We start from the raw sequence: 18,588 nt of genomic DNA, 5'->3' as shown, positions 1-18,588 counted from the left end.
AGATAAGGAGAACAGTATCTTGGACCCCTTTCAAATAAAAGAAATTCCACAATCAATTAAAAAGGAGCTTGGGACCATCCATAATATTACCTTCCCAAGACAAGGATCTACATCAAATGTAGGAATTGTTAAATGTGACAAAGGTTTAGTTGTGCTTAAAAGAGCAACTGGACAACAATATAGTGAATGGTTAAAAAAGGAAAGCACAGTTTTACAAGTTTTAGCACATACTGAGCTTCCTGTTCCTAGTGTTTATCAATTTTTAGAGCAAGCGAATTCGGCTCATGAAATGCAGTCATGGCTTTGTATGGAATTTTTACAAGGAGAAACGATTCGTGAAGTACTTACAGATGAAAAAGATGCTTCCATAAGACATGAAATACTGTCAAGCTTTGGAGAGGAACTTCGCCGAATACATAATACATCTTGTCCCCCAGAATTGAAGCGTCAGACACCTTGGCTGGAAGAGATGCTAAAACAAGCTGAAAGTAATTTGAACTTTGAAGCGACCGAGGGCACTCCCGAATTATTAGAGCATTTAAAGTTAAATCAGCCCTCTTCACATCCACAAACTCTTATTCACGGCGATTGCACCATCGACAATTTTTTAGTGGCACAAGGAAAAATTGTCGGCATAATTGATTGGAGTGGCGGTGCCTACGGTGATCCTCGTTATGATGTCGCTTTAGCAACTAGACCTAAGCCTAATCTTTTTCAAGCTTCAAGCGATTATCAAGCCTTCTTTGATGGTTATGGTGAAAAAATTATTACAGAGGAACAATATGTTTATTTTGCGGATGGGTTATACGAATTTTTCTAACTTGTCACCTCGGCAATTGCGACCTAGTTTACATTTGAGGTCATGCTAATAAACTGATACAAATAAGCTATTCATTTATTGAAGGGTAGAAACTAAGTTGCATTTAAACAATTTGAACACAAACAGATTAACGTTAATTCCATTAACATTGGAGATCACAAAATCATTATTAAATGGAAATCGTCGATACATCGAACATTTGGGCATTAAATGTGATGAGAAATGGCCTACAGAAGATACAATGGATATTTTACCTATTATAAACAGTTCTTTAGAAGTGAGTAAATTACCTACTGGGTTTGAAGCGTGGATGATTGTAGACAAAACTAATAACAAAATCATTGGAGACATCGGTTTTCATGGACAACCTAATGAATATGGCGAAGTTGAGATTGGTTTTGGATTAGTAGAGCATGAAAGAGGAAAAGGTTTTGGCTCTGAAGCTTTAAATGCGATCATGGATTGGTTAAGCTTACAACAAAAGGTTAAGGTGATTCTGGCTGAATGTTTGATTAGCAACAAGCCTTCTGCTGTTATATTAGAAAAGGCTGGATTAAAAGAGGTTACTAGAGATGATGAATTCATCTACTGGAAACTGGTGAAGTAGTCATCTATATTAACAAGGGGGATTTCGAAGAAACTCTGAGATTCCCCCTTTGCCTACTTAAAACTCATATCCCCGTACCTTTGTAAATAACATCGTACTTGCTAGCTCCCCTTTAACATCCAAGGAATCATTACGTAAAATACCTTCTAGTGTAAAGCCACAACGTCTAGCTACATTTGCACTTTTTTCATTACGTGAATCACAGCAAATTTCAATTCGATTAGCGTCAAGGTGTTTGATTGCAAACTCAGTGATAGCATGAACTGCTTCGGTTATATAACCTTGCTTCTCATAAGAGGTGCGGAGCCAATATCCGATTTCAAATTGCCGAACCTCCCAATTCAGACGATGAAGCCCACTACAACCAATCAGTTCTCCAGTCTTTTTATGGATTAATACCAGCCTTAGGTCTTTGCGCTCTAAAAAATTAATTCTTGCTTTCCGTGAAGTAAGTTCATGCTCCTCTATGGTAGTTCCCTTTTTTAGCCATGGCATCCACGGTTCTAAAGCATCATAGCTCTCATGGATCGCATCTCTAATAAGCTTTCCATCGCCCCACTGCAACGCACGTATAATTAAACGTTCACTTTCAAAGCTTTCCGGAAAATCTAGTAAAATGGGTTCAAAATTAGATTCACTCATTATCTCAGCTCCTAGAAAATATTTCCGCTAATTATATACCTATATATGTAGTAATACAATGATGTTTTTTTAAAACTATATTTAACCTTGAAAAATAAGGCTTCGTATTGATAAAATACTTAATACTTATTCATAACGATAAAATGAGCCTTTTGTGCCAACTAAAAAGAAAGTGACGTGATCACATCATGCAAAGAGTATATGAAACAGAGAGATTGTTGTTAAAAATATTAGACAAAAACGATGCTGAGATTGTCGCAGATTATTGTGTTAGAAATCGAGATTTTTTAGAGGAATGGGAGCCACTTCGAGACGATACCTTTTATACTAAGGAATTTCATGAAGAGAATTTAGATAAAGAGTACAAATCTATTGTGGATGGAACAGCTTTGAAGGTATGGATTTTTAAAAAGGGGGACTCAACAAAAACGATCGGTTCGATTGGCTTCTCTAACATTATTCGAGGCGTCTTTTTGTCCTGCCATCTTGGCTATAAGCTAGACTATGCTGAAATCAATCAAGGTTATATGACTGAAGCAATCCAAAAAGGCATCGATATTATATTTAACAACTATGAGCTGCATCGCATTGAGGCAAATATTTTGCCAAGAAATAAACGTTCCCTTCGTGTCGTTGAAAAATTAGGATTTCAGCATGAAGGTTTAGCCCGCGATTACTTATTGATTAATGGAAAATGGGAAGACCACATTCATATGGTGCTGTTAAACGATAATTTGTAACGGGAAGAGTCACTATCTACTCTTCCTGTCCTTTAATTCTTAAAGTGTAAATGTAAACAACTGGAATGAGTATGCAAATAAATAAACATCCTCCCAGCAAGGTTCCCTCAAAAATTCTGTTGCTTTCACTTTTAGCCACTAAAAATCCAATTAACGTACAAATCAACCCCGAAGCCACCAAAGAGATCACTAAACTCCTTTTAGGGTTTGCAGGCTGACGCTCATAATCGGTGCTAATACTCATGGATAAATATGCTAAAATAATCATCGATATTATAAATAAAAGCCACAGTGGATTATTACGCATTTCCTCCATACCTTTACTAAAATAATCATAAGCTAAAATACCAATGATCCCCAAATTTTGTACGATGAATATAATGCGAATATTTTTTAGATTTTGTAGCTGTAAACGTTCATCTTTAATTTTTTTCATGTTCATAACTCTCCTTCTCCACCCAAAATACCTCATCAAGTGTTTTATTCACGGCATAACAAATATCAAGGCATAACCTTAGGGTGGGGTTATATTTTCCTTTTTCAATTAAGCTAATCGTTTGACGTGTTACACCAATCTTTTCAGCTAACTGTTGTTGAGATAAGTTCACTCCAACTCGCGAAAGCTTCACCTTATTTTCCAAATCCTTCTCTCCTTTCACCACAATTGTAACATATATATTACATTATGCAATATAAATATTACATTAGGCGTATGATTATATACTTGAAATTTGGGTTAATATTACTAAGTTGGTACAACTTATTTCCACCTTATTAAGGAGGTTTTTAAAATGGCTAGCGATTTAATAAATATAAATACAAGCACACTTGGTACACTCGAAGTACCCATCAGTCAAGGACTGTATAAACTTTGTAATTTTGATCTAGATGGTCAGAAAACGTCTGTAGTACTCCATATTTTTGAAGATTTCTTAAGTACAGAAAATATAAATTTGGTTCAAAATTTAATCGAACAAATTGACGTTATGTACCATAAAGCTAAAAAGCACATTACACTTTTTGCTAGCTCAAATGAAACAATCCAGCAATACATTTCATTTCATATTGAAGAGCTTGGAGATGAGCTACTATCCTTGTTTAACATAGATTCGATGGATCAGCTTACACCCGAGCTATTTATAAATCACCTTGAACCACGTACAATTAGTGTTGGACCACATGCCAACTATGATGTTGATTGTGTTTTTGACTTCTCATTACCAGAGGATTTTACTGATGAGTTACTGGTCATTTCTTTTGACCCTAATCTCGAAATTTATAATATTTCTCACGAGAGTTAATTAATTTGGATTAGCTTCAATTTAGAATTCATATTTATTTTTTATTTATATTACTATCTGCAAAATAAGAGGGGGGCCATCATGGACTTTGTAAACCAACTTTGGCTATTAAAACAAATCTATAATCAAGATTCCAAATATGATGATGAACACAATGCATTAGTGCACAACATTCCCTCCACGATTACCAAAGCTGAGCTTGAGCAGCTTACTGCTTGTGGACATGCACCTAATCACTTTGTTAAACCAAACCATGATGAAGTGCTCAGCGAACTAAAGCAATTAGCACAGCGTTGGACGTTAGAGGAAGCAGCCCAAGCTTTTGTTGCCTCGTTGTGGTCCGCACCTATCATTTGGCGTTCATTGTTAGTAGGAAAACTCATTGCTACGGTTATCCCTGATCATGAATATAACCCTTACCCTTCTTCTGGAAGATGCCAAATTTGCGGAATTGATACAGTTTGCAGTGTGGACACAAGTTTACAGTGGTACTGGCTTATGACGAATGGCACCCCACTAGACGGGAACCCCTTTGGTTGTATGCTTGCATTGAGGGAACTCGCTAATGAGGATATGGTTCCAAATCCAACGGAGTATGATAGGTGGACATTTCGCGCGCTACTTACTGTTATACGATCATTGCCTCCAGAAACGCGCTACAGTAAAGCAGCACCTATATTAAAAAAAGCAGCATTACTGCCAACAAAAAATAAGTTTGCTTATTCAGATTTACTAGAGACATTAGCATTAATCGGATTGTTAGATACGGAAGATTATCCTGGGATGGCGACTTCTTTTACTTCATATAAGAAACGAGATGAACGTCCAAATACAAGAGTTGAGGTGCAAGCACCACTTGCTTGGTGGAACTCCTCCATTGGAATTAATAATGGTACACTCACCTCTATTTTTAAGCAATATGATTCCTCTGATGTTGTACTAGAGAATCACCCCCAGCCGCAACCTGAAGTGAAGCATACATTAATTGGCGCATTAGAGCAAAAAAGACTTCCTACGGTCAAGGCGCCTAAATCCTCTCCAGATGCTGGAAAAGGTCCTGCTGAAGCGGGGGATGTTTATGCTATTCGCATCCGCGAAGGCGTGTGGATAACGGTGTATTGCCACGAAACAAAGAATAATCGTGTTACAGTTGAGTTTCTGGATGGCGTTACAGAAGAAATGCCTACAAAGGAAAACTTAAAGCTGCAGTTTCGTCCATGTGAAAATGAACGCAGACACACTAGCGTTGCTTCTATCGATTCAACAAGTTGGGTCAGACGTGTAGCCAGAAATATGACTTGCCCATCCTCAACATTACCAGCGCCTAATGCAGTTTCGTTTGCAAATGCAAAGGATTTGAAGTATTTAGCAGGCTGGAGCTTTCCTGAAATTTAGGTTACCTTACATTTTGCTAGATTGAAATTTAGTTAGCAATCTAGCAAAATTTCGATTCATTAACCCTTTTATTCACAAAATCAACACCCAATTGCCTCATTATTTTTAAATTAGTAATTCCTCTCCTTATCCACTAAAAATACTTCATCTAATGTTTTATTCAACGCATAACAAAAACCCAATAAATCTCAATAATTTGATTTAATTTAGTTAATTGTAATAAATTGTATTTTATATTCAATCTCAAAATGATACTATGTAAAGAGTTAAATGTGTAATTATTCCATTTTAACTAGTAAAATATTAATTTAGGCTTTTTTTAAATATAATGATATTAATTATAAGCCTGAATTAAATAGGTATCCTTACATACTATTAATGGTTTAAAGTAATGCACTTAACAATCTATCAGAATAAAGGGGGTTTGTTTATAGTTTCTATCGTAGCTACATTAATGTAGTTTTCAGGCTGGATCGACTAAAATACTATTCTAGAATACGGAGGATTTAATTATGAAAAAGTTACTTTTAATGTCTTTAACTTTAGCAATGTTTTTATCAACCACTAGCATTTCCTTTGCAGAAGGGAACTCTAAAGAGAAGTTTGTAGAAGCAAAAGCAGTATATGTTGGAGTAGAACACCAGCCTTCAGATTTAAATTCTGCCCCAGCTCCAAAAGGTGCACTTCCAGCTAAACCGCAACATAAATCAGGTTTTAAAAACGATGCTGTGGTTAAACATAGTACCTCACTTCAGGCAACATCTGCATCATGGAAGTATCTCCCTGGATACATTATATACAGTCAAATTACAAGCTATAATTGTGGGCCAGCAACCGTTCAAGCAGCATTAACTTATCTTGTTGGCGATTGGAATACTCCTGATCAACCAACTATAGCTCAAGGCTGTAATACTACCACTAACGGCTCTTATATTAATGATATGGTGGCATATATTAATAGACAGCAAAAAAAGTATAAATATACTGGGAGGTTTAATGAAAATTCGGCTGGCATGAGTAATGCATTGTATAGTGGAATATCAAACTCAAATGTAGCACCAATAATTGGATTAACCTTCTCAACTAGTGATGGTTGGCCTTATTCAACAAATGGCCATTTTGTATCTGTATATGGTGCTAAGAGTGATAAGTCATCATTTGCTTTGGCTGATCCGTGGATTGGTTTTTCTGGTTCAGGACTGAGTGGGCAATCTTCGTCATATTCTAAATCTGCGTCTGCTCTCTATAAGGCATATAGTAGAGTAAATATTGGATTAATGTATTAAATCAATATATGAATTTTGTATAATATTTACATCCAAAAAGAGACTGAGGGGTAATCTCCTTTGGTCTTTTTCAACTATTTAGAAGGAGTTTTCGAATAAATGACAAAGAAAATCAAAGGCTTTATAATTCCATTCACTATACTTTGTATCCTACTTATATCAGGATGTTATTCTCAATCTAATAATAAAGGTACCAATAACAACAGCAACTCATTAAATAAAGTCCAAGCATATAATGTAACCTTCGATAGTTCTACTTTGAGAACGTATATTGATATTTATAAAACAAAATTATTGTATATGGAGATTAACGAATCTAATGCGGATTTTTATATTTATAACTTTCAAAATGGTAGTAAAAAAAAGATTTTAACAGTGGAAAATTTCATACTGAAAGGGATAAGTAATACATTTATAAATGATACCCTCTTTTTTTATGTAAGTTTAAACAAGGGGACAGACCTAGAAAACAACCTATACGCCGTAAATTTTTCAGAGGATAAAATGTATGTGGAATCAAAAAATTTAAATTCCCAGAAACTAATTCCACTAACAAATTTAGATGGCAATTTAATATCTCTGCAAGGCAATGCTATAAATAATGGTGAGTTTAGATCCTTTATAGAATTACGTGATAATGCCAAAAACACTAAGCAAGTTCGACTAGACAGTGGGATCAAACCTCAAGATAAAAATACTAATTCACGTCAACTCGTTTACATTACTAGTGATGACAATTATTTGTATGCTATAGAAAAAAGTAATTCAGGTTCTGATGTAAACTGCTTTATTACTAAATATGACTTAGATTTTACATTAATAAATGAAATAAATATAACTGATATATTAAAGAAGTATGATATCACAAGTGGCGTAGGTTCATTTTTTGTATTTGATCATTATTTTAGTATAACAGATTACTCTAATCATACGATTGTAGGGAACTTGGTTGAAGACGCTGAAGGCGCTAATGAAGTTATTTTTTATGAGAATGATGTTGAGTACATAAAAAAATATGCGGATCGTAGTCCATATGAATTTTTTTATAAAAGAAATACAAATGAAATCTATAGGTTTGATCCCACATCAGGAAAAATACAAGTTCAAAAGTTTAATTTAGATAATACTTCTTCTAGTATTCGTGTTGTACTTTCATATGGAGATAAATTTTTAATTGTGAAGCAGCCCATAATAGACAATGATACGAACGAAAATATATATTTAATTCCTAAAAATTATGAACCACAATCATGAGTTCCCCTTAATTTTTAGTAGATTGAAATTTTGCTAACCATTTATCAAAAATCACCATGCCTTTATGCATAACAAAAACATTTGCGACAATGATAAGGACAGCTATACTACTGCTTAACAATAGTTGTCCCCCTGTCATTGGGTTTAATTTGATAAAGGTAAAAATGATATAACAACAAATTGGAAGACAAATGATACTTGTGATTAGCACAGGAACATAACGTTTAATCACTAGTGCCTGAACACAATGCACAACAAGATGTAAAGTAAAACCAATAAATGCACCAATCCAAACATAATACCAGTTAAATAGGTAGGCGTGAATTGTAATAAAAGTAGCAAGGACAAACTCTTCTAATACCCCTAATGCAAACGCTGAGGTACTTATTCCCTCAAAATGTGGCATTAACTTCTGTGCTAGTTTGGGATATTTTTTTCTTAAATCCTCCTTATTTTTCTCAACCCATGGCTTAACAAAAATAATCTCTTCAAAATCATGGAAAATAAACAGAAGTGGAAAAAACCAAATTAAAATAAATGTCTCATTTAACGTATTCATCTTTCGCATCCCTCCGCTAATATTTGTTATCTGTACTCTTTTCCCTTCCATCCCTTCACTTTTCAGTTGTTCCGTCACCTTCTTAGCATCACTTACGCCACGTTCTGATAATGGTCTATGTAATTCATCTTATTTATGGAATTTCACAACCTTAATTTAGATTGAAATAGGTTCTAAAGTCAATGACAAATAGATCATTAATGGACTTTTATAATTAGGAAACATGGCAATAATTATGCAATATATATTTTAACATTAGGCAACACACTATTTATGAAATAATTTATTATTATAATATTGACAATAGTGTATGACATACACTATTATTGGAATCAAGGAGATGATGTTTTGAGTCAGGCAGAGGAATTAATTAAAACCTTCACCGTTGAGCTAAAGCGTGGTTCTTTAGTATTACTCGTGTTAAGTCAACTTCGTGAGCAAGAATATGGATATTCCCTCATTCAGAAATTAGAGGATAAAGGGGCTCCGATTGAAGCCGGAACGTTATATCCGCTCTTACGAAGGTTAGAGAAACAGCAACTTCTTATCAGTGAGTGGGATACAACGGAAAGCAGACCACGTAAGTTTTATGTTCTTAGTGAGTTAGGCAAGGAAGTATATATAGAGTTGAAACGAGAATGGCAGTTGCTTTCAAATCAGTTAGAACGGATGCTACAGGAGGAGAATGAGTGATGGAATTAATTGAACGTTACATTTACGCGGTGACAAAGGAATTACCCGAAAGCTCAAAGGAAGATGTTGCTAAGGAATTAAGAGCGAATATTGAGGATATGCTTCCTGACCATTATGAGGAAAACGATGTGATCAACGTATTACAGGAGCTAGGTAATCCTTGGAAGCTAGCTGAGGAATATCAACCTAATCAACGTTATTTAATCGGCCCAGCCTATTACGGAAAATATATCTCCGTCTTAAAGCTTGTGTTAAGCATTGTTTTGCCAATTATGGTTCTTGTCACCTTCCTTGGCTTGTTATTTTCTAATCCTGAACTGAATGTAACCACTGATCAATCTGTCATCATTCAACAAATGATTACGAATGGTATTGGGGTTGTAATTGAAGCCGGTCTTCAGGTTGTCTTGTGGGTTACACTTGTATTTGTAGTATTGGAGCGTAAAATGCTAGAAAAGTCTCCTGTTATGGGACTTATTAAGTCCAAAGAGGAAAACTGGTCCATTAAGGATTTACCTCACTTAGTCCCTGACAACAAAAAAATAAAGAGAAGCAGCACGATTGCTTCGATGTGTTGGATGATTTTAACCACCGCTATTTTATATTTCCAACCACAATTAATTGCAATTTATATTAATTTAGGTTCTAAAGGAAGTTCTCAAGTTATCCCATTATTAAATACAGAACGTTTACCACATTTTATGCCCTTCTTTTTAATCCTTGTTTTATTCCAAATGATTATTTTTATATGGAAATACATTGTTCAATATTGGAACAAAGCATTAATCCGTGTCCAACTCGTATTTAATGTACTTATGGGTGGACTACTGGTATGGATGCTTAATGATTCAGCATTAATAAGCGCAGATTTCAAAAATGGTAATGCATTTATTAACATTAAAGATACACCTGAGTTTATTAGAAACGGGAACAATACGATTATGATTTTAACTATACTCGTCATTGTAATTACAATATGGGAATGTGTGAGTCTCTTTATTAAAAAACAAAGGAAATAACGATTGAATGATTTGCAAGCAAAAAATAGCTTTTTAAACTCTTTGTTATAGGGTCTAAAAGGCTATTTTTATTTTGACTTATTGACAAAGCTCACTTATCACTTTAGAATCTAATTTAACAATCATCTAATTAGATATTTATTAAATTAGATGGATACTAAATTTAATTTATGTTATCGAAAGGAATCAGACCAATGCAATTAGATAAAATCGTCAATTATCATAAAGCACTAGCTGATCCTACTAGAGTCAAAATTTTGATATTGCTAGCTGATGGAGAGCTTAATGGGCAGCGAATAGCGGAAAAGCTAGGTGTTACACCCGCAACAATTACGCATCACGTTGCAAAGCTAGCAGGAGCTAGTCTTATTAATCAACGTCGTGAGAAAAACACAATTTATTTCTCACTAAATCACTACTTTATTAACAATAGTGCAGATGCCACAGCAAACTTAATATACCGAAGTACCCACAAGAATGGAGGAAAAATAATGTTAACTGAGGAGCAAATCAAACAACGCGATTCCGTTATACGCAATTTCTTTACACCTGATGAGAAGCTTAAAAACATTCCATCAAGTCAAAAGAAAAAGCTGATTGTACTTGAATACCTTGTGTCTAAACTGGATGAAACTAAAAAGTATACAGAACAAGAAATCAACACTTTTATCCAGCAGTACCATGACGATTATGCGACCATTCGTAGAGAATTTATTATTCATCATTTTATGTATAGAGAAAATGAGATCTATGAAATAAATCCAATTGAAATGTGGAACCATTGGTCACAACTCAAGTAAACAATTTTAAGTTTATAGCTAGCCTCACTTTGCTCAATACTGACAAATCCAAGCAATCTAAGACAGGAACATTACATTGCATTCCAGTAAGCTATTTATAGAAAGAAGGTGGTTCACATGAATTGGATTAAAGACCTCAATAAAGCGATTGATTACATCGAGGCGCATTTACTTACGGAGCTTACATGTGAGGACGTTGCCAAGCATATTTATATCTCCAACTATCAATTTCAACGTGCCTTTAGCCTGTTAACAGGGATGACGATGTATGAATACGTTCGTAATCGGCGCTTATCCCTTGCTGGGCAAGAGTTGATTATGTCCAAGCTCAAAATTATTGATGTCGCATTAAAGTATGGTTACGATACGCCTGAGAGCTTTACTAAAGCCTTTACCCGCTTTCATGGCATCGCGCCTAGTCAAGCAAAAATTGCAGGCTCTAATCTAAAATCATTTAATCGCCTTCTCATTAAAATCAAACTGGAAGGTGGAATTCCAATGGAATACCGTATTGAGCAAAAAGAGTCATTTCAGGTGATAGCAAAAACAAAAATATTTACATTAGATACGAGTGAGCAAGAGATCCCTAAGTTTTGGTCACAATATTTTGCAGATGGTTCATTTAAACAAGTACCTGGAGCGCTAGGAATTTGCGAGGAAACAAAAACGGGACGTAATGAGTTTCGTTATGGCATTGGCTGCTTTTATGAACAAGATAGAGAGATTCCTACTGGGTTTGAGATACTCACTGTTCCTGCTTATACTTGGGCAATCTTTAAATGTGTAGGAAAAGTACCGTTTGCGATTCAAGATACATGGGAGCGTATATATCGTGAGTGGCTGCCCCAATCAGACTACGAATTAGTCCCTGATTATGATTTTGAATATTACACCGATGGGGATACCGAAAGCGAAGATTATGTAAGTGAAATTTGGCTGCCTGTTCAGAAAAAATAATAATATACTAAAGGAGTATGGGGCGAAACCTAATGTTTCGCCCTTGTTTATCTCAACATATCCCCTTCAATAAATTTCCCCGTTAAGCCGCCCCTTTACCTTCAACCATTCCCCAACCTGATAATCTATTTTATCATCAGCGATAATTAAAATTTCTTGCTGTAATGATTCAATATATAGAGGAAGGCTACGACTCTGCAATCTACCATATTCAAAGCGTCTGTTGATTCTTCCAATAATGACATGCTCAGAACGCTCACCTACTAACAGAAAATCCGATGAAGTATTCGCTTCCTCTAATGCAGAAGTCAAGGAATTAGCTAATAATGGGGTAATAATTACGCAACTATATGACTTATCCTCCATAAATAAGGAGACTGTAATTGCATCGTTCACTTGATTAAGCTTAGATGTCTCTCCTTCACGAAGAAACTCCTGTGGCGCAAAATATTCAAATTGAATGTTTTTTTCTTTCTCCTTGGTAGTTACAATAAGCTCACGAACATTACCACCTGGTATAACCTCTTTAATGAAACATTCAAACTTATCATTATGCTCAATGTGTGCACGTCGTTCTTCAATTTCGTATTTGATAAATTTCATAAAATAAGCTTCAAAGGAATCTGCGATTTCTCTAATTCCTTGACCACTACAAGTATCTATAGCATACACTTTACCTTTCTGTTCACCTGCAACAACTAACAAGTCATAATAACCACAACCATCATTATATAATGTTATTGTGCCATGAAATGCTTCAAGTAACATCTTATCGTACTCATAGTCTTCCATATCATCATCGATTTCATCTAAACTATCATCAAAGCAAAGTTTGCATTTATAAGGTTCAAATGGCAAGCCAATATACGTTTCATTTACAGCTTCTGATTGTAAACAAGAACGGAGTGCATCACTCGCATGAGACAAAGCAACAGGGAACGGTCGATGAAGTGTACCACCATTGCCAATATGTATAAGAAAATCACGATAATCCACAGGCAAGTCTACCTTTGTCTTAAGCTCAAACTGTTCTACTTGCTCAGTTGTAATGAGCTCATTTAAAGTATAGGGACTTTTACCATCATGCAAGTCACTAAATTCCTCTAATAGTAAAATTACTTGCTTCACAAAAGGACTAGGTGAATCATTCTGAAGTTGGGAATTCCAAATTTTTTTAATCATATTTCATCTCTTTTCAAGTGAGTTTAATTGAAATTATGAATCTATTTTATCATATCCATACCTACGATACTCTGTAGGCGCCATCCCCACCAGCTTTTTGAATTGCTTGGAAAAATGAAAATAATCCTGAAAGCCCACTTGACGTGCTACTTCGCTTACACTCCCCTCTGTTTGCATCAATAGCTCCTTAGCCTTCTCCATTTTAACTCGGGAGATATACTGAATTGGCGGTACACCCATCTGCTCCTTAAACATACGAATAAAATAATTAGGATGCAAGCATACTTGTGCCGCCAACTCCTGTATGCTTAAATCTCGATCTAGATGGTCTGTAATGTACTGAAGGAGCGGCTCCAACCAAGAACTAGCGGTACGATTCCGCAAAACAATCCCTTCTTGACCTGCCTTCCCCTGCGTCAGCTCCAGCAAATAATAGGAAAGTAGCTCCATTAGCTTGACCTTCGCTAACAGTCCAGCACATACCTCTTCCGAATTTGCATATTGCACTAGTTCAGCAAAAACTTTTTGAATACGTTCATTTTCCGCCACTGTACAAAGATAAGGAATATGAAGCTGTCGAAATGCCTCCAGATGGCCAATCCTCGCATTAAAATGACACCAATACTTTTGGTACGGTTGCCCTTCAGCAACAGAATAGGATTGCACAACACCCTCAGGCATCAGCACAAGCTGACCAGGCTCTGGATAATATTCCTCTCCATTAATTTTAATCCATCCCGTTCCTTCTGTTATAAAGTAAAGCTTACTGTAGTCGGGGCAATAATCTAAATCTCTCCACTGGGGTGTCACTTGACTGTAATGCGCCACTAGTAAATCTAGCTCTAGGTTTGAAAGCATATTGTGCAACGCAGAGGACTTATTCACAGGTTCACCTCACAGTTATGACAGTTAATAATGCACATACAAAAGTTAATGTCCTCCATATGGGTTCCCTCGTTTCATTGATAAAATAAACATACAACATTTAATAGGTAAAAAAAAGCAAGGAATGGAGCTGTGATAATGAATAGATTATCCTATTTAGAGCAGATTGACGCAGTGATTGCAAAAGGTCCTTACCAAGATAATTGGGAATCTCTGAGCCAATTTCAGCTTCCTAACTGGTACACTCAAGCTAAGTTTGGCATCTTCATCCATTGGGGCGTTTATTCGGTTCCAGCCTTCATGAATGAATGGTATCCACGTAATATGTACATTCAAGGCAGCAAGGAATATCAGCACCATATTGAGACGTATGGTCCCCATTCAAGCTTTGGTTACAAGGATTTTATTTCATTGTTCAAAGCCGAGAACTTCCAGCCGAAGGAATGGGCAGAGCTATTCAAGCAGGCTGGAGCTAAATATGTAATGCCAGTAGCAGAGCATCATGATGGCTTTCAGATGTACAAGAGTGAGATATCCCTCTTTAATGCGTATGAGATGGGGCCAAAACGTGATCTTTTGGGTGAAATGAAAGACGCCTTTGAAGAGCAAAATCTAGTATTCACTGCCTCTAATCATAGAGCAGAACATTGGTTTTTCATGTCGCATGGCAAACAATTCGAATCAGACATTACAGAGCCTTTAGTCCTTGGAGATTTTTACTGGCCGTCCATGCCAGAACCTGACCATCAGGACTTGTATTCCACTCCTGCTCCCACTAAGGAATATCTCGAAGACTGGCTCATTCGTTGTTGCGAGTTAATCGATAACTACCAGCCTAAGGTGCTATATTTTGACTGGTGGATTGAGCATACCGCCTTTAAGCCTTACTTGAAAAAGCTAGCGGCTTATTATTATAATCAGTCTCTTGCTCATGGCTATCAGGGAATTATAAATTACAAGCATGATGCCTTCATGTTTGGCTGTGCTGTTCCTGACGTAGAGCGTGGACAATTTGCGGATATGAAAACGTATTACTGGCAGACTGACACCGCTTTGGCACGTAACTCTTGGTGTTATACGCCTGAAAATCAATACAAGAGCTCTAACGAGTTGATTCAGGATTTAGTAGACATTGTAAGCAAAAATGGCAATCTCCTGCTGAACGTGGGCCCTCGTGCAGATGGTACAATTCCTGATGAGGAACGTGAACTACTGCTATCAATAGGAAGATGGCTTGAAGTAAACGGTGAGGCTATTTACGGCACATCCTGCTGGCGCATATTTGGTGAAGGCCCAACTCAGGTGGAGGAAGGACAGTTTACAGATGGCAAACCTAAAATCTTTACCCCCCAAGATATCCGCTTTACTATTAAGGGTAGCACGCTTTATGCAATCGTGTTAGTTTACCCAGAGGATGGCAAGATTGAGATCAAATCATTAAGGGAGCATTCCCCGCACTTTCATGGTGTAATTAAAGACATTGAGGTGCTTGGTTCTAGCTCACAAACCCAATGGGAGAGAAATGAGGAAGCTTTGACCGTTCATGTTGCGGAGCATCAAAGCGCCTTGCCTGTAGTATTAAAAATAATACTAGATTAATTATTAAAGATTAAGGGGATTGCAATTTGATTGGCATCTTATATTTTATCGTAATCGTATTAGCTAACACTGTAGGCGCCATTTCAGGGATGGGCGGTGGCGTCATCATCAAGCCTATATTTGATTTCATTGGCGCACACTCTGTTGCTGCCATTTCCTTTTACTCCACTGTCGCTGTATTTACAATGTCAATCGTATCTACCTCACGCCAAATAAAAAGCGGTACGAAATTAAACTGGACAAAAGTTATTTGGATTTCCATAGGGGCTTTAGCTGGTGGGGTATTAGGGAATATCGTCTTTGAATTTTTATTATGGGGATTTAACGATGCTTCTACGGTACAGCTTATCCAAATTATAATTACCATCCTTACGTTACTGTTTGCATTTTTGTACAGTAAATATGAATGGAAAAGCTATGACCTTAATACGATCGTTTGGTATGTGTTATGTGGACTAATTTTAGGGTTTTTAGCAAGTCTGCTAGGCATAGGTGGTGGGCCCATTAATGTTTCACTTATGATGCTTATGTTTGCGATGCCAATTAAAGAAGCAACGGTATACTCCATTTGCACGATTTTCTTTTCCCAACTATCTAAATTAGTGACGATCTCCCTTGCTACAGGATTCCATCGTTATGATCTGACGGTACTCCTCTATATTATTCCAGCAGCAATTGTAGGAGGGTTGTTAGGTGCAAAAAGCAGTAAAATTCTCCCTGATCAAAAGGTTGCCTTTGTATTTCAATGTGTCGTTATCGTCGTATTAATCATTAATATTTATAATGGTTGGGTCTTATTATGGTGAGACATAAACTTCCATTAAAAAGCTACAAGAAGTAAACTTGGAGACATTGTTGATTATCCATTGATTTAACGTCCCTCCATCTACTTCTTGTAGCTTCAATTATGATGCTTAGAAATTACAACTCTTCTTACCCCTTCACGCCCCCAAGCGTCATCCCTTGGACAAAATACTTTTGCAGGAATGGATACACCATTAAGATTGGCACACTCGCAATAATCGTCATCGTTGCTCGTATGGAGGTAGGTGTCACCATAACGGCAGTGTTATCTGCTGACTGATAAATATCACTGATCGAGGTAGTGGATGAGGTGGTGGTCGTCTGTAGTATTTTCATTAACTCATATTGCAGTGTACTCAAATTCGTGTTGGATGAGTTGTATAAAAATACATCAAACCAAGAATTCCATTGCCCTACCGCGACGAATAAGGATACCGTTGCCATTGCAGGGATCGTTAAAGGCAATACCACCCGCACAAAGGTTGCAAATTCGCCTGCCCCATCAATCCGAGCTGATTCTAAAATCCCTTCTGGCAAGCCTTCGATAAAGGAGCGAATGACAATCATATTAAACACACCAATTACGCCTGGCACGATATACACCCAAAAGGAATCAATGAGGTTCAAATTACGAATAAGCAAATAGCTTGGAATTAATCCCCCACTAAAGTACATCGTAAATACAAAAAATATTGTGACCGACTTCCGTAACACAAATTCCTGCCGACTTAACGTATAAGCAAGCATTGCGGTACAAAATACAGAAACTGCCGTCCCAAGGAGCGTACGTAGTGCTGAAATCAGCGTCGCATGATAAATATCTGATTCGCCAAATACATACTTGTAATTATCAAAGGTCCACTGCCGAGGCCATAAATAGATGCCCCCTCTGACCGCATCATTAGCATCATTAAACGAAACCGCAATCATATTAATAAAGGGATACAAGGTGACGATCATTAAGCAGATCATGGCAATCATATTGCAGGTATCAAACACACGATCCCCCAAGCTGACATGACGGGAACGTCTCTTTTTTACTCCTTTCATTGTTCAGGGCCTCCTTGTTAAAATAATCTATTTTCACCCATCTTTTTAGCGATCGTATTGGCTGAGAATAGAAAGATAAAGCTGACTACCGTTTTAAATATACCTGCGGCGGTCCCCAAGGAATAATTGCCCATCCCCAAACCATACTTCAATACAAAAATATCTAGGTTTTCGGAGTAATCCAGATTCATGCCGTTGCCTAACAGGTATTGTGGTTCAAAGCCTGATTCCAAAATGCTGCCCATATTCATAATTAACAAAATAATGATGACCGGCTTGAGCCCTGGCAATGTAATTTTTAACATTCGTTGAAAACGATTTGCACCGTCAATTTCTGCCGCCTCGTATTGAGCAGGATCAATGGACGTAATAGCCGCCAAATAAATAATCGTATTCCACCCGACATTTTTCCACACCTCAGTGAGCCCGAGAATACCCCAAAAATATTCTCCTTTGCCCATCCACAAAATTGGCTTATCCAAAATACCAAGCTTTAATAGTAATAAATTAATGATGCCGTCAGGAGATAATACCGTAAGCACGATGCTTGATGCGACTACCCAAGAAATAAAGTGTGGTAAATAGCTAATCGTTTGCACCACGCGCTTAAAAATAATATTTTTTAACTCATTTAACAGAAGTGCTAGCGTAATTGCAGTCACAAAACCTAAAACAAGGTTAATCATACTCATTACTAACGTATTTCTTAATACCCGATAAAACGTATTGTCTTCAAATAAAATGTTAAAATGCTGCAAGCCTACCCATTCCTGTTCAAAAAAGCTTCTGGAGGGCTTAAATTTTTGAAAGGCCATGCTCCAGCCCCATAAAGGGAGATATTTAAAAACAAATGCCCAGATAACAAACGGAATACACATAAATGCTAATGCTTTTTGACCTCTTAATCGTTTAAAAAATAGTTTTCTCTTCTCTGCTTTTGTTATAGCATAGCTAACCTTCGTGCCTGCAGGATTTAGTTGTTGTTTCATTTCACA

General features: G+C 36.6%; 21 protein-coding genes. 13 read left to right on the top strand and 8 right to left on the bottom strand.

The features are described from left to right. Nucleotides 1–19: 19 nt before the first annotated feature. Nucleotides 20–820: a phosphotransferase family protein gene (locus ABE099_RS02655; protein WP_430027107.1), complete on the top strand. Its 801-nt coding sequence runs from the start codon at nt 20–22 to the stop codon at nt 818–820. 112 nt (nt 821–932) lie between these two features. Beyond that, the gene (locus tag ABE099_RS02650; protein WP_430027105.1) at nt 933–1,427 is read left to right on the top strand and encodes a GNAT family N-acetyltransferase; all 495 of its coding nucleotides are present in this window, start codon (nt 933–935) and stop codon (nt 1,425–1,427) included. A 57-nt stretch (nt 1,428–1,484) separates the two neighbouring features. On the opposite strand, the gene ABE099_RS02645 is transcribed toward ABE099_RS02650, so the two are convergent. Further along, entirely contained in the window at nt 1,485–2,069 is a 585-nt protein-coding gene (locus ABE099_RS02645; protein ID WP_430027103.1) for a GNAT family N-acetyltransferase, read from the bottom strand. 188 nt (nt 2,070–2,257) lie between these two features. Between ABE099_RS02645 and ABE099_RS02640 the strand changes: the two genes are divergently transcribed. Continuing rightward, on the top strand, nt 2,258–2,809 hold the full coding sequence (locus ABE099_RS02640; RefSeq protein ID WP_430027101.1) for a GNAT family N-acetyltransferase: 552 nt from the start codon (nt 2,258–2,260) through the stop codon (nt 2,807–2,809). Between the two features lie 16 nt (nt 2,810–2,825). Here ABE099_RS02640 and ABE099_RS02635 read toward each other — a convergent pair whose 3' ends face one another. Both ABE099_RS02635 and ABE099_RS02630 read right to left on the bottom strand, forming a co-directional pair. Beyond that, complete coding sequence (locus ABE099_RS02635; RefSeq protein WP_430027099.1) at nt 2,826–3,245, bottom strand: hypothetical protein; 420 nt, start codon at nt 3,243–3,245, stop codon at nt 2,826–2,828. Then, nucleotides 3,232–3,450, bottom strand: coding sequence for a helix-turn-helix transcriptional regulator (locus ABE099_RS02630; RefSeq protein ID WP_430027097.1), 219 nt, complete (start codon nt 3,448–3,450; stop codon nt 3,232–3,234). Before ABE099_RS02630 ends, ABE099_RS02635 begins: the two co-directional genes overlap by 14 nt. 150 nt (nt 3,451–3,600) lie before the next feature. On the opposite strand from ABE099_RS02630, the gene ABE099_RS02625 reads away from it, so the two are divergent. From ABE099_RS02625 to ABE099_RS02610, 4 genes are all read left to right on the top strand, one after another. Next, on the top strand, nt 3,601–4,110 hold the full coding sequence (locus ABE099_RS02625) for a DUF2004 domain-containing protein (protein WP_430027095.1): 510 nt from the start codon (nt 3,601–3,603) through the stop codon (nt 4,108–4,110). 81 nt (nt 4,111–4,191) lie between these two features. Continuing rightward, nucleotides 4,192–5,505 carry a hypothetical protein gene (locus ABE099_RS02620; protein WP_430027093.1) on the top strand — a complete coding sequence of 438 codons (1,314 nt, stop codon included), beginning with the start codon at nt 4,192–4,194 and terminating at the stop codon, nt 5,503–5,505. Nucleotides 5,506–6,017: 512 nt separating this feature from the next. Beyond that, a complete protein-coding gene (locus ABE099_RS02615; protein WP_430027091.1) occupies nt 6,018–6,791 on the top strand; it encodes a C39 family peptidase in 774 nt (257 codons plus the stop codon). Nucleotides 6,792–6,890: 99 nt separating this feature from the next. Next, nucleotides 6,891–8,045, top strand: coding sequence for a hypothetical protein (locus tag ABE099_RS02610; RefSeq protein ID WP_430027089.1), 1,155 nt, complete (start codon nt 6,891–6,893; stop codon nt 8,043–8,045). Between the two features lie 7 nt (nt 8,046–8,052). Here the strand turns inward: ABE099_RS02610 and ABE099_RS02605 are convergent, their stop codons facing one another. Further along, on the bottom strand, nt 8,053–8,604 hold the full coding sequence (locus tag ABE099_RS02605; RefSeq protein WP_430027087.1) for an HXXEE domain-containing protein: 552 nt from the start codon (nt 8,602–8,604) through the stop codon (nt 8,053–8,055). A gap of 348 nt (nt 8,605–8,952) precedes the next feature. On the opposite strand from ABE099_RS02605, the gene ABE099_RS02600 reads away from it, so the two are divergent. The 4 genes from ABE099_RS02600 to ABE099_RS02585 all read left to right on the top strand — a co-directional run bounded on the left by ABE099_RS02600 (nt 8,953) and on the right by ABE099_RS02585 (nt 12,073). Beyond that, a complete protein-coding gene (locus ABE099_RS02600; RefSeq protein WP_430027085.1) occupies nt 8,953–9,297 on the top strand; it encodes a PadR family transcriptional regulator in 345 nt (114 codons plus the stop codon). Then, nucleotides 9,297–10,316: a hypothetical protein gene (locus tag ABE099_RS02595; protein WP_430027083.1), complete on the top strand. Its 1,020-nt coding sequence runs from the start codon at nt 9,297–9,299 to the stop codon at nt 10,314–10,316. Before ABE099_RS02600 ends, ABE099_RS02595 begins: the two co-directional genes overlap by 1 nt. Nucleotides 10,317–10,510: 194 nt before the next feature. Next, complete coding sequence (locus ABE099_RS02590) at nt 10,511–11,116, top strand: metalloregulator ArsR/SmtB family transcription factor (protein ID WP_430027081.1); 606 nt, start codon at nt 10,511–10,513, stop codon at nt 11,114–11,116. Between the two features lie 117 nt (nt 11,117–11,233). After that, on the top strand, nt 11,234–12,073 hold the full coding sequence (locus ABE099_RS02585; protein ID WP_430027079.1) for an AraC family transcriptional regulator: 840 nt from the start codon (nt 11,234–11,236) through the stop codon (nt 12,071–12,073). Nucleotides 12,074–12,139: 66 nt separating this feature from the next. On the opposite strand, the gene ABE099_RS02580 is transcribed toward ABE099_RS02585, so the two are convergent. Next, nucleotides 12,140–13,255: an SMI1/KNR4 family protein gene (locus tag ABE099_RS02580; RefSeq protein ID WP_430027077.1), complete on the bottom strand. Its 1,116-nt coding sequence runs from the start codon at nt 13,253–13,255 to the stop codon at nt 12,140–12,142. 33 nt (nt 13,256–13,288) lie between these two features. Then, nucleotides 13,289–14,140 (bottom strand): helix-turn-helix domain-containing protein, encoded by an 852-nt coding sequence (locus ABE099_RS02575; RefSeq protein ID WP_430027075.1) that lies wholly within the window; start codon nt 14,138–14,140, stop codon nt 13,289–13,291. A 138-nt stretch (nt 14,141–14,278) separates the two neighbouring features. On the opposite strand from ABE099_RS02575, the gene ABE099_RS02570 reads away from it, so the two are divergent. Next, nucleotides 14,279–15,739 carry an alpha-L-fucosidase gene (locus tag ABE099_RS02570; RefSeq protein WP_430027073.1) on the top strand — a complete coding sequence of 487 codons (1,461 nt, stop codon included), beginning with the start codon at nt 14,279–14,281 and terminating at the stop codon, nt 15,737–15,739. Between the two features lie 26 nt (nt 15,740–15,765). After that, complete coding sequence (locus ABE099_RS02565; protein ID WP_430027071.1) at nt 15,766–16,545, top strand: sulfite exporter TauE/SafE family protein; 780 nt, start codon at nt 15,766–15,768, stop codon at nt 16,543–16,545. A 127-nt stretch (nt 16,546–16,672) separates the two neighbouring features. Here the strand turns inward: ABE099_RS02565 and ABE099_RS02560 are convergent, their stop codons facing one another. Then, the gene (locus tag ABE099_RS02560) at nt 16,673–17,593 is read right to left on the bottom strand and encodes a carbohydrate ABC transporter permease (protein ID WP_430027069.1); all 921 of its coding nucleotides are present in this window, start codon (nt 17,591–17,593) and stop codon (nt 16,673–16,675) included. A gap of 17 nt (nt 17,594–17,610) precedes the next feature. Then, nucleotides 17,611–18,582 carry an ABC transporter permease gene (locus ABE099_RS02555; protein ID WP_430027067.1) on the bottom strand — a complete coding sequence of 324 codons (972 nt, stop codon included), beginning with the start codon at nt 18,580–18,582 and terminating at the stop codon, nt 17,611–17,613. Nucleotides 18,583–18,588 lie beyond the last annotated feature (6 nt).

It is taken from the genome of Paenibacillus turicensis, from assembly GCF_050461185.1.
Classification (GTDB): domain Bacteria; phylum Bacillota; class Bacilli; order Paenibacillales; family Paenibacillaceae; genus Fontibacillus; species Fontibacillus turicensis_A.
This window is presented reverse-complemented; position numbering and strand designations above follow the sequence as displayed.

Coding starts and splice junctions, on each gene's coding strand:
- ABE099_RS02640 (WP_430027101.1), top strand. CDS start 2,258: ATGCAAAGAGTATATGAAACAGAGAGATTGTTGTTAAAAATATTAGAC.
- ABE099_RS02580 (WP_430027077.1), bottom strand. CDS start 13,255: ATGATTAAAAAAATTTGGAATTCCCAACTTCAGAATGATTCACCTAGT.
- ABE099_RS02645 (WP_430027103.1), bottom strand. CDS start 2,069: ATGAGTGAATCTAATTTTGAACCCATTTTACTAGATTTTCCGGAAAGC.
- ABE099_RS02585 (WP_430027079.1), top strand. CDS start 11,234: ATGAATTGGATTAAAGACCTCAATAAAGCGATTGATTACATCGAGGCG.
- ABE099_RS02635 (WP_430027099.1), bottom strand. CDS start 3,245: ATGAAAAAAATTAAAGATGAACGTTTACAGCTACAAAATCTAAAAAAT.
- ABE099_RS02605 (WP_430027087.1), bottom strand. CDS start 8,604: ATGAATACGTTAAATGAGACATTTATTTTAATTTGGTTTTTTCCACTT.
- ABE099_RS02625 (WP_430027095.1), top strand. CDS start 3,601: ATGGCTAGCGATTTAATAAATATAAATACAAGCACACTTGGTACACTC.
- ABE099_RS02560 (WP_430027069.1), bottom strand. CDS start 17,593: ATGAAAGGAGTAAAAAAGAGACGTTCCCGTCATGTCAGCTTGGGGGAT.
- ABE099_RS02615 (WP_430027091.1), top strand. CDS start 6,018: ATGAAAAAGTTACTTTTAATGTCTTTAACTTTAGCAATGTTTTTATCA.
- ABE099_RS02590 (WP_430027081.1), top strand. CDS start 10,511: ATGCAATTAGATAAAATCGTCAATTATCATAAAGCACTAGCTGATCCT.
- ABE099_RS02620 (WP_430027093.1), top strand. CDS start 4,192: ATGGACTTTGTAAACCAACTTTGGCTATTAAAACAAATCTATAATCAA.
- ABE099_RS02610 (WP_430027089.1), top strand. CDS start 6,891: ATGACAAAGAAAATCAAAGGCTTTATAATTCCATTCACTATACTTTGT.
- ABE099_RS02570 (WP_430027073.1), top strand. CDS start 14,279: ATGAATAGATTATCCTATTTAGAGCAGATTGACGCAGTGATTGCAAAA.
- ABE099_RS02595 (WP_430027083.1), top strand. CDS start 9,297: ATGGAATTAATTGAACGTTACATTTACGCGGTGACAAAGGAATTACCC.
- ABE099_RS02555 (WP_430027067.1), bottom strand. CDS start 18,582: ATGAAACAACAACTAAATCCTGCAGGCACGAAGGTTAGCTATGCTATA.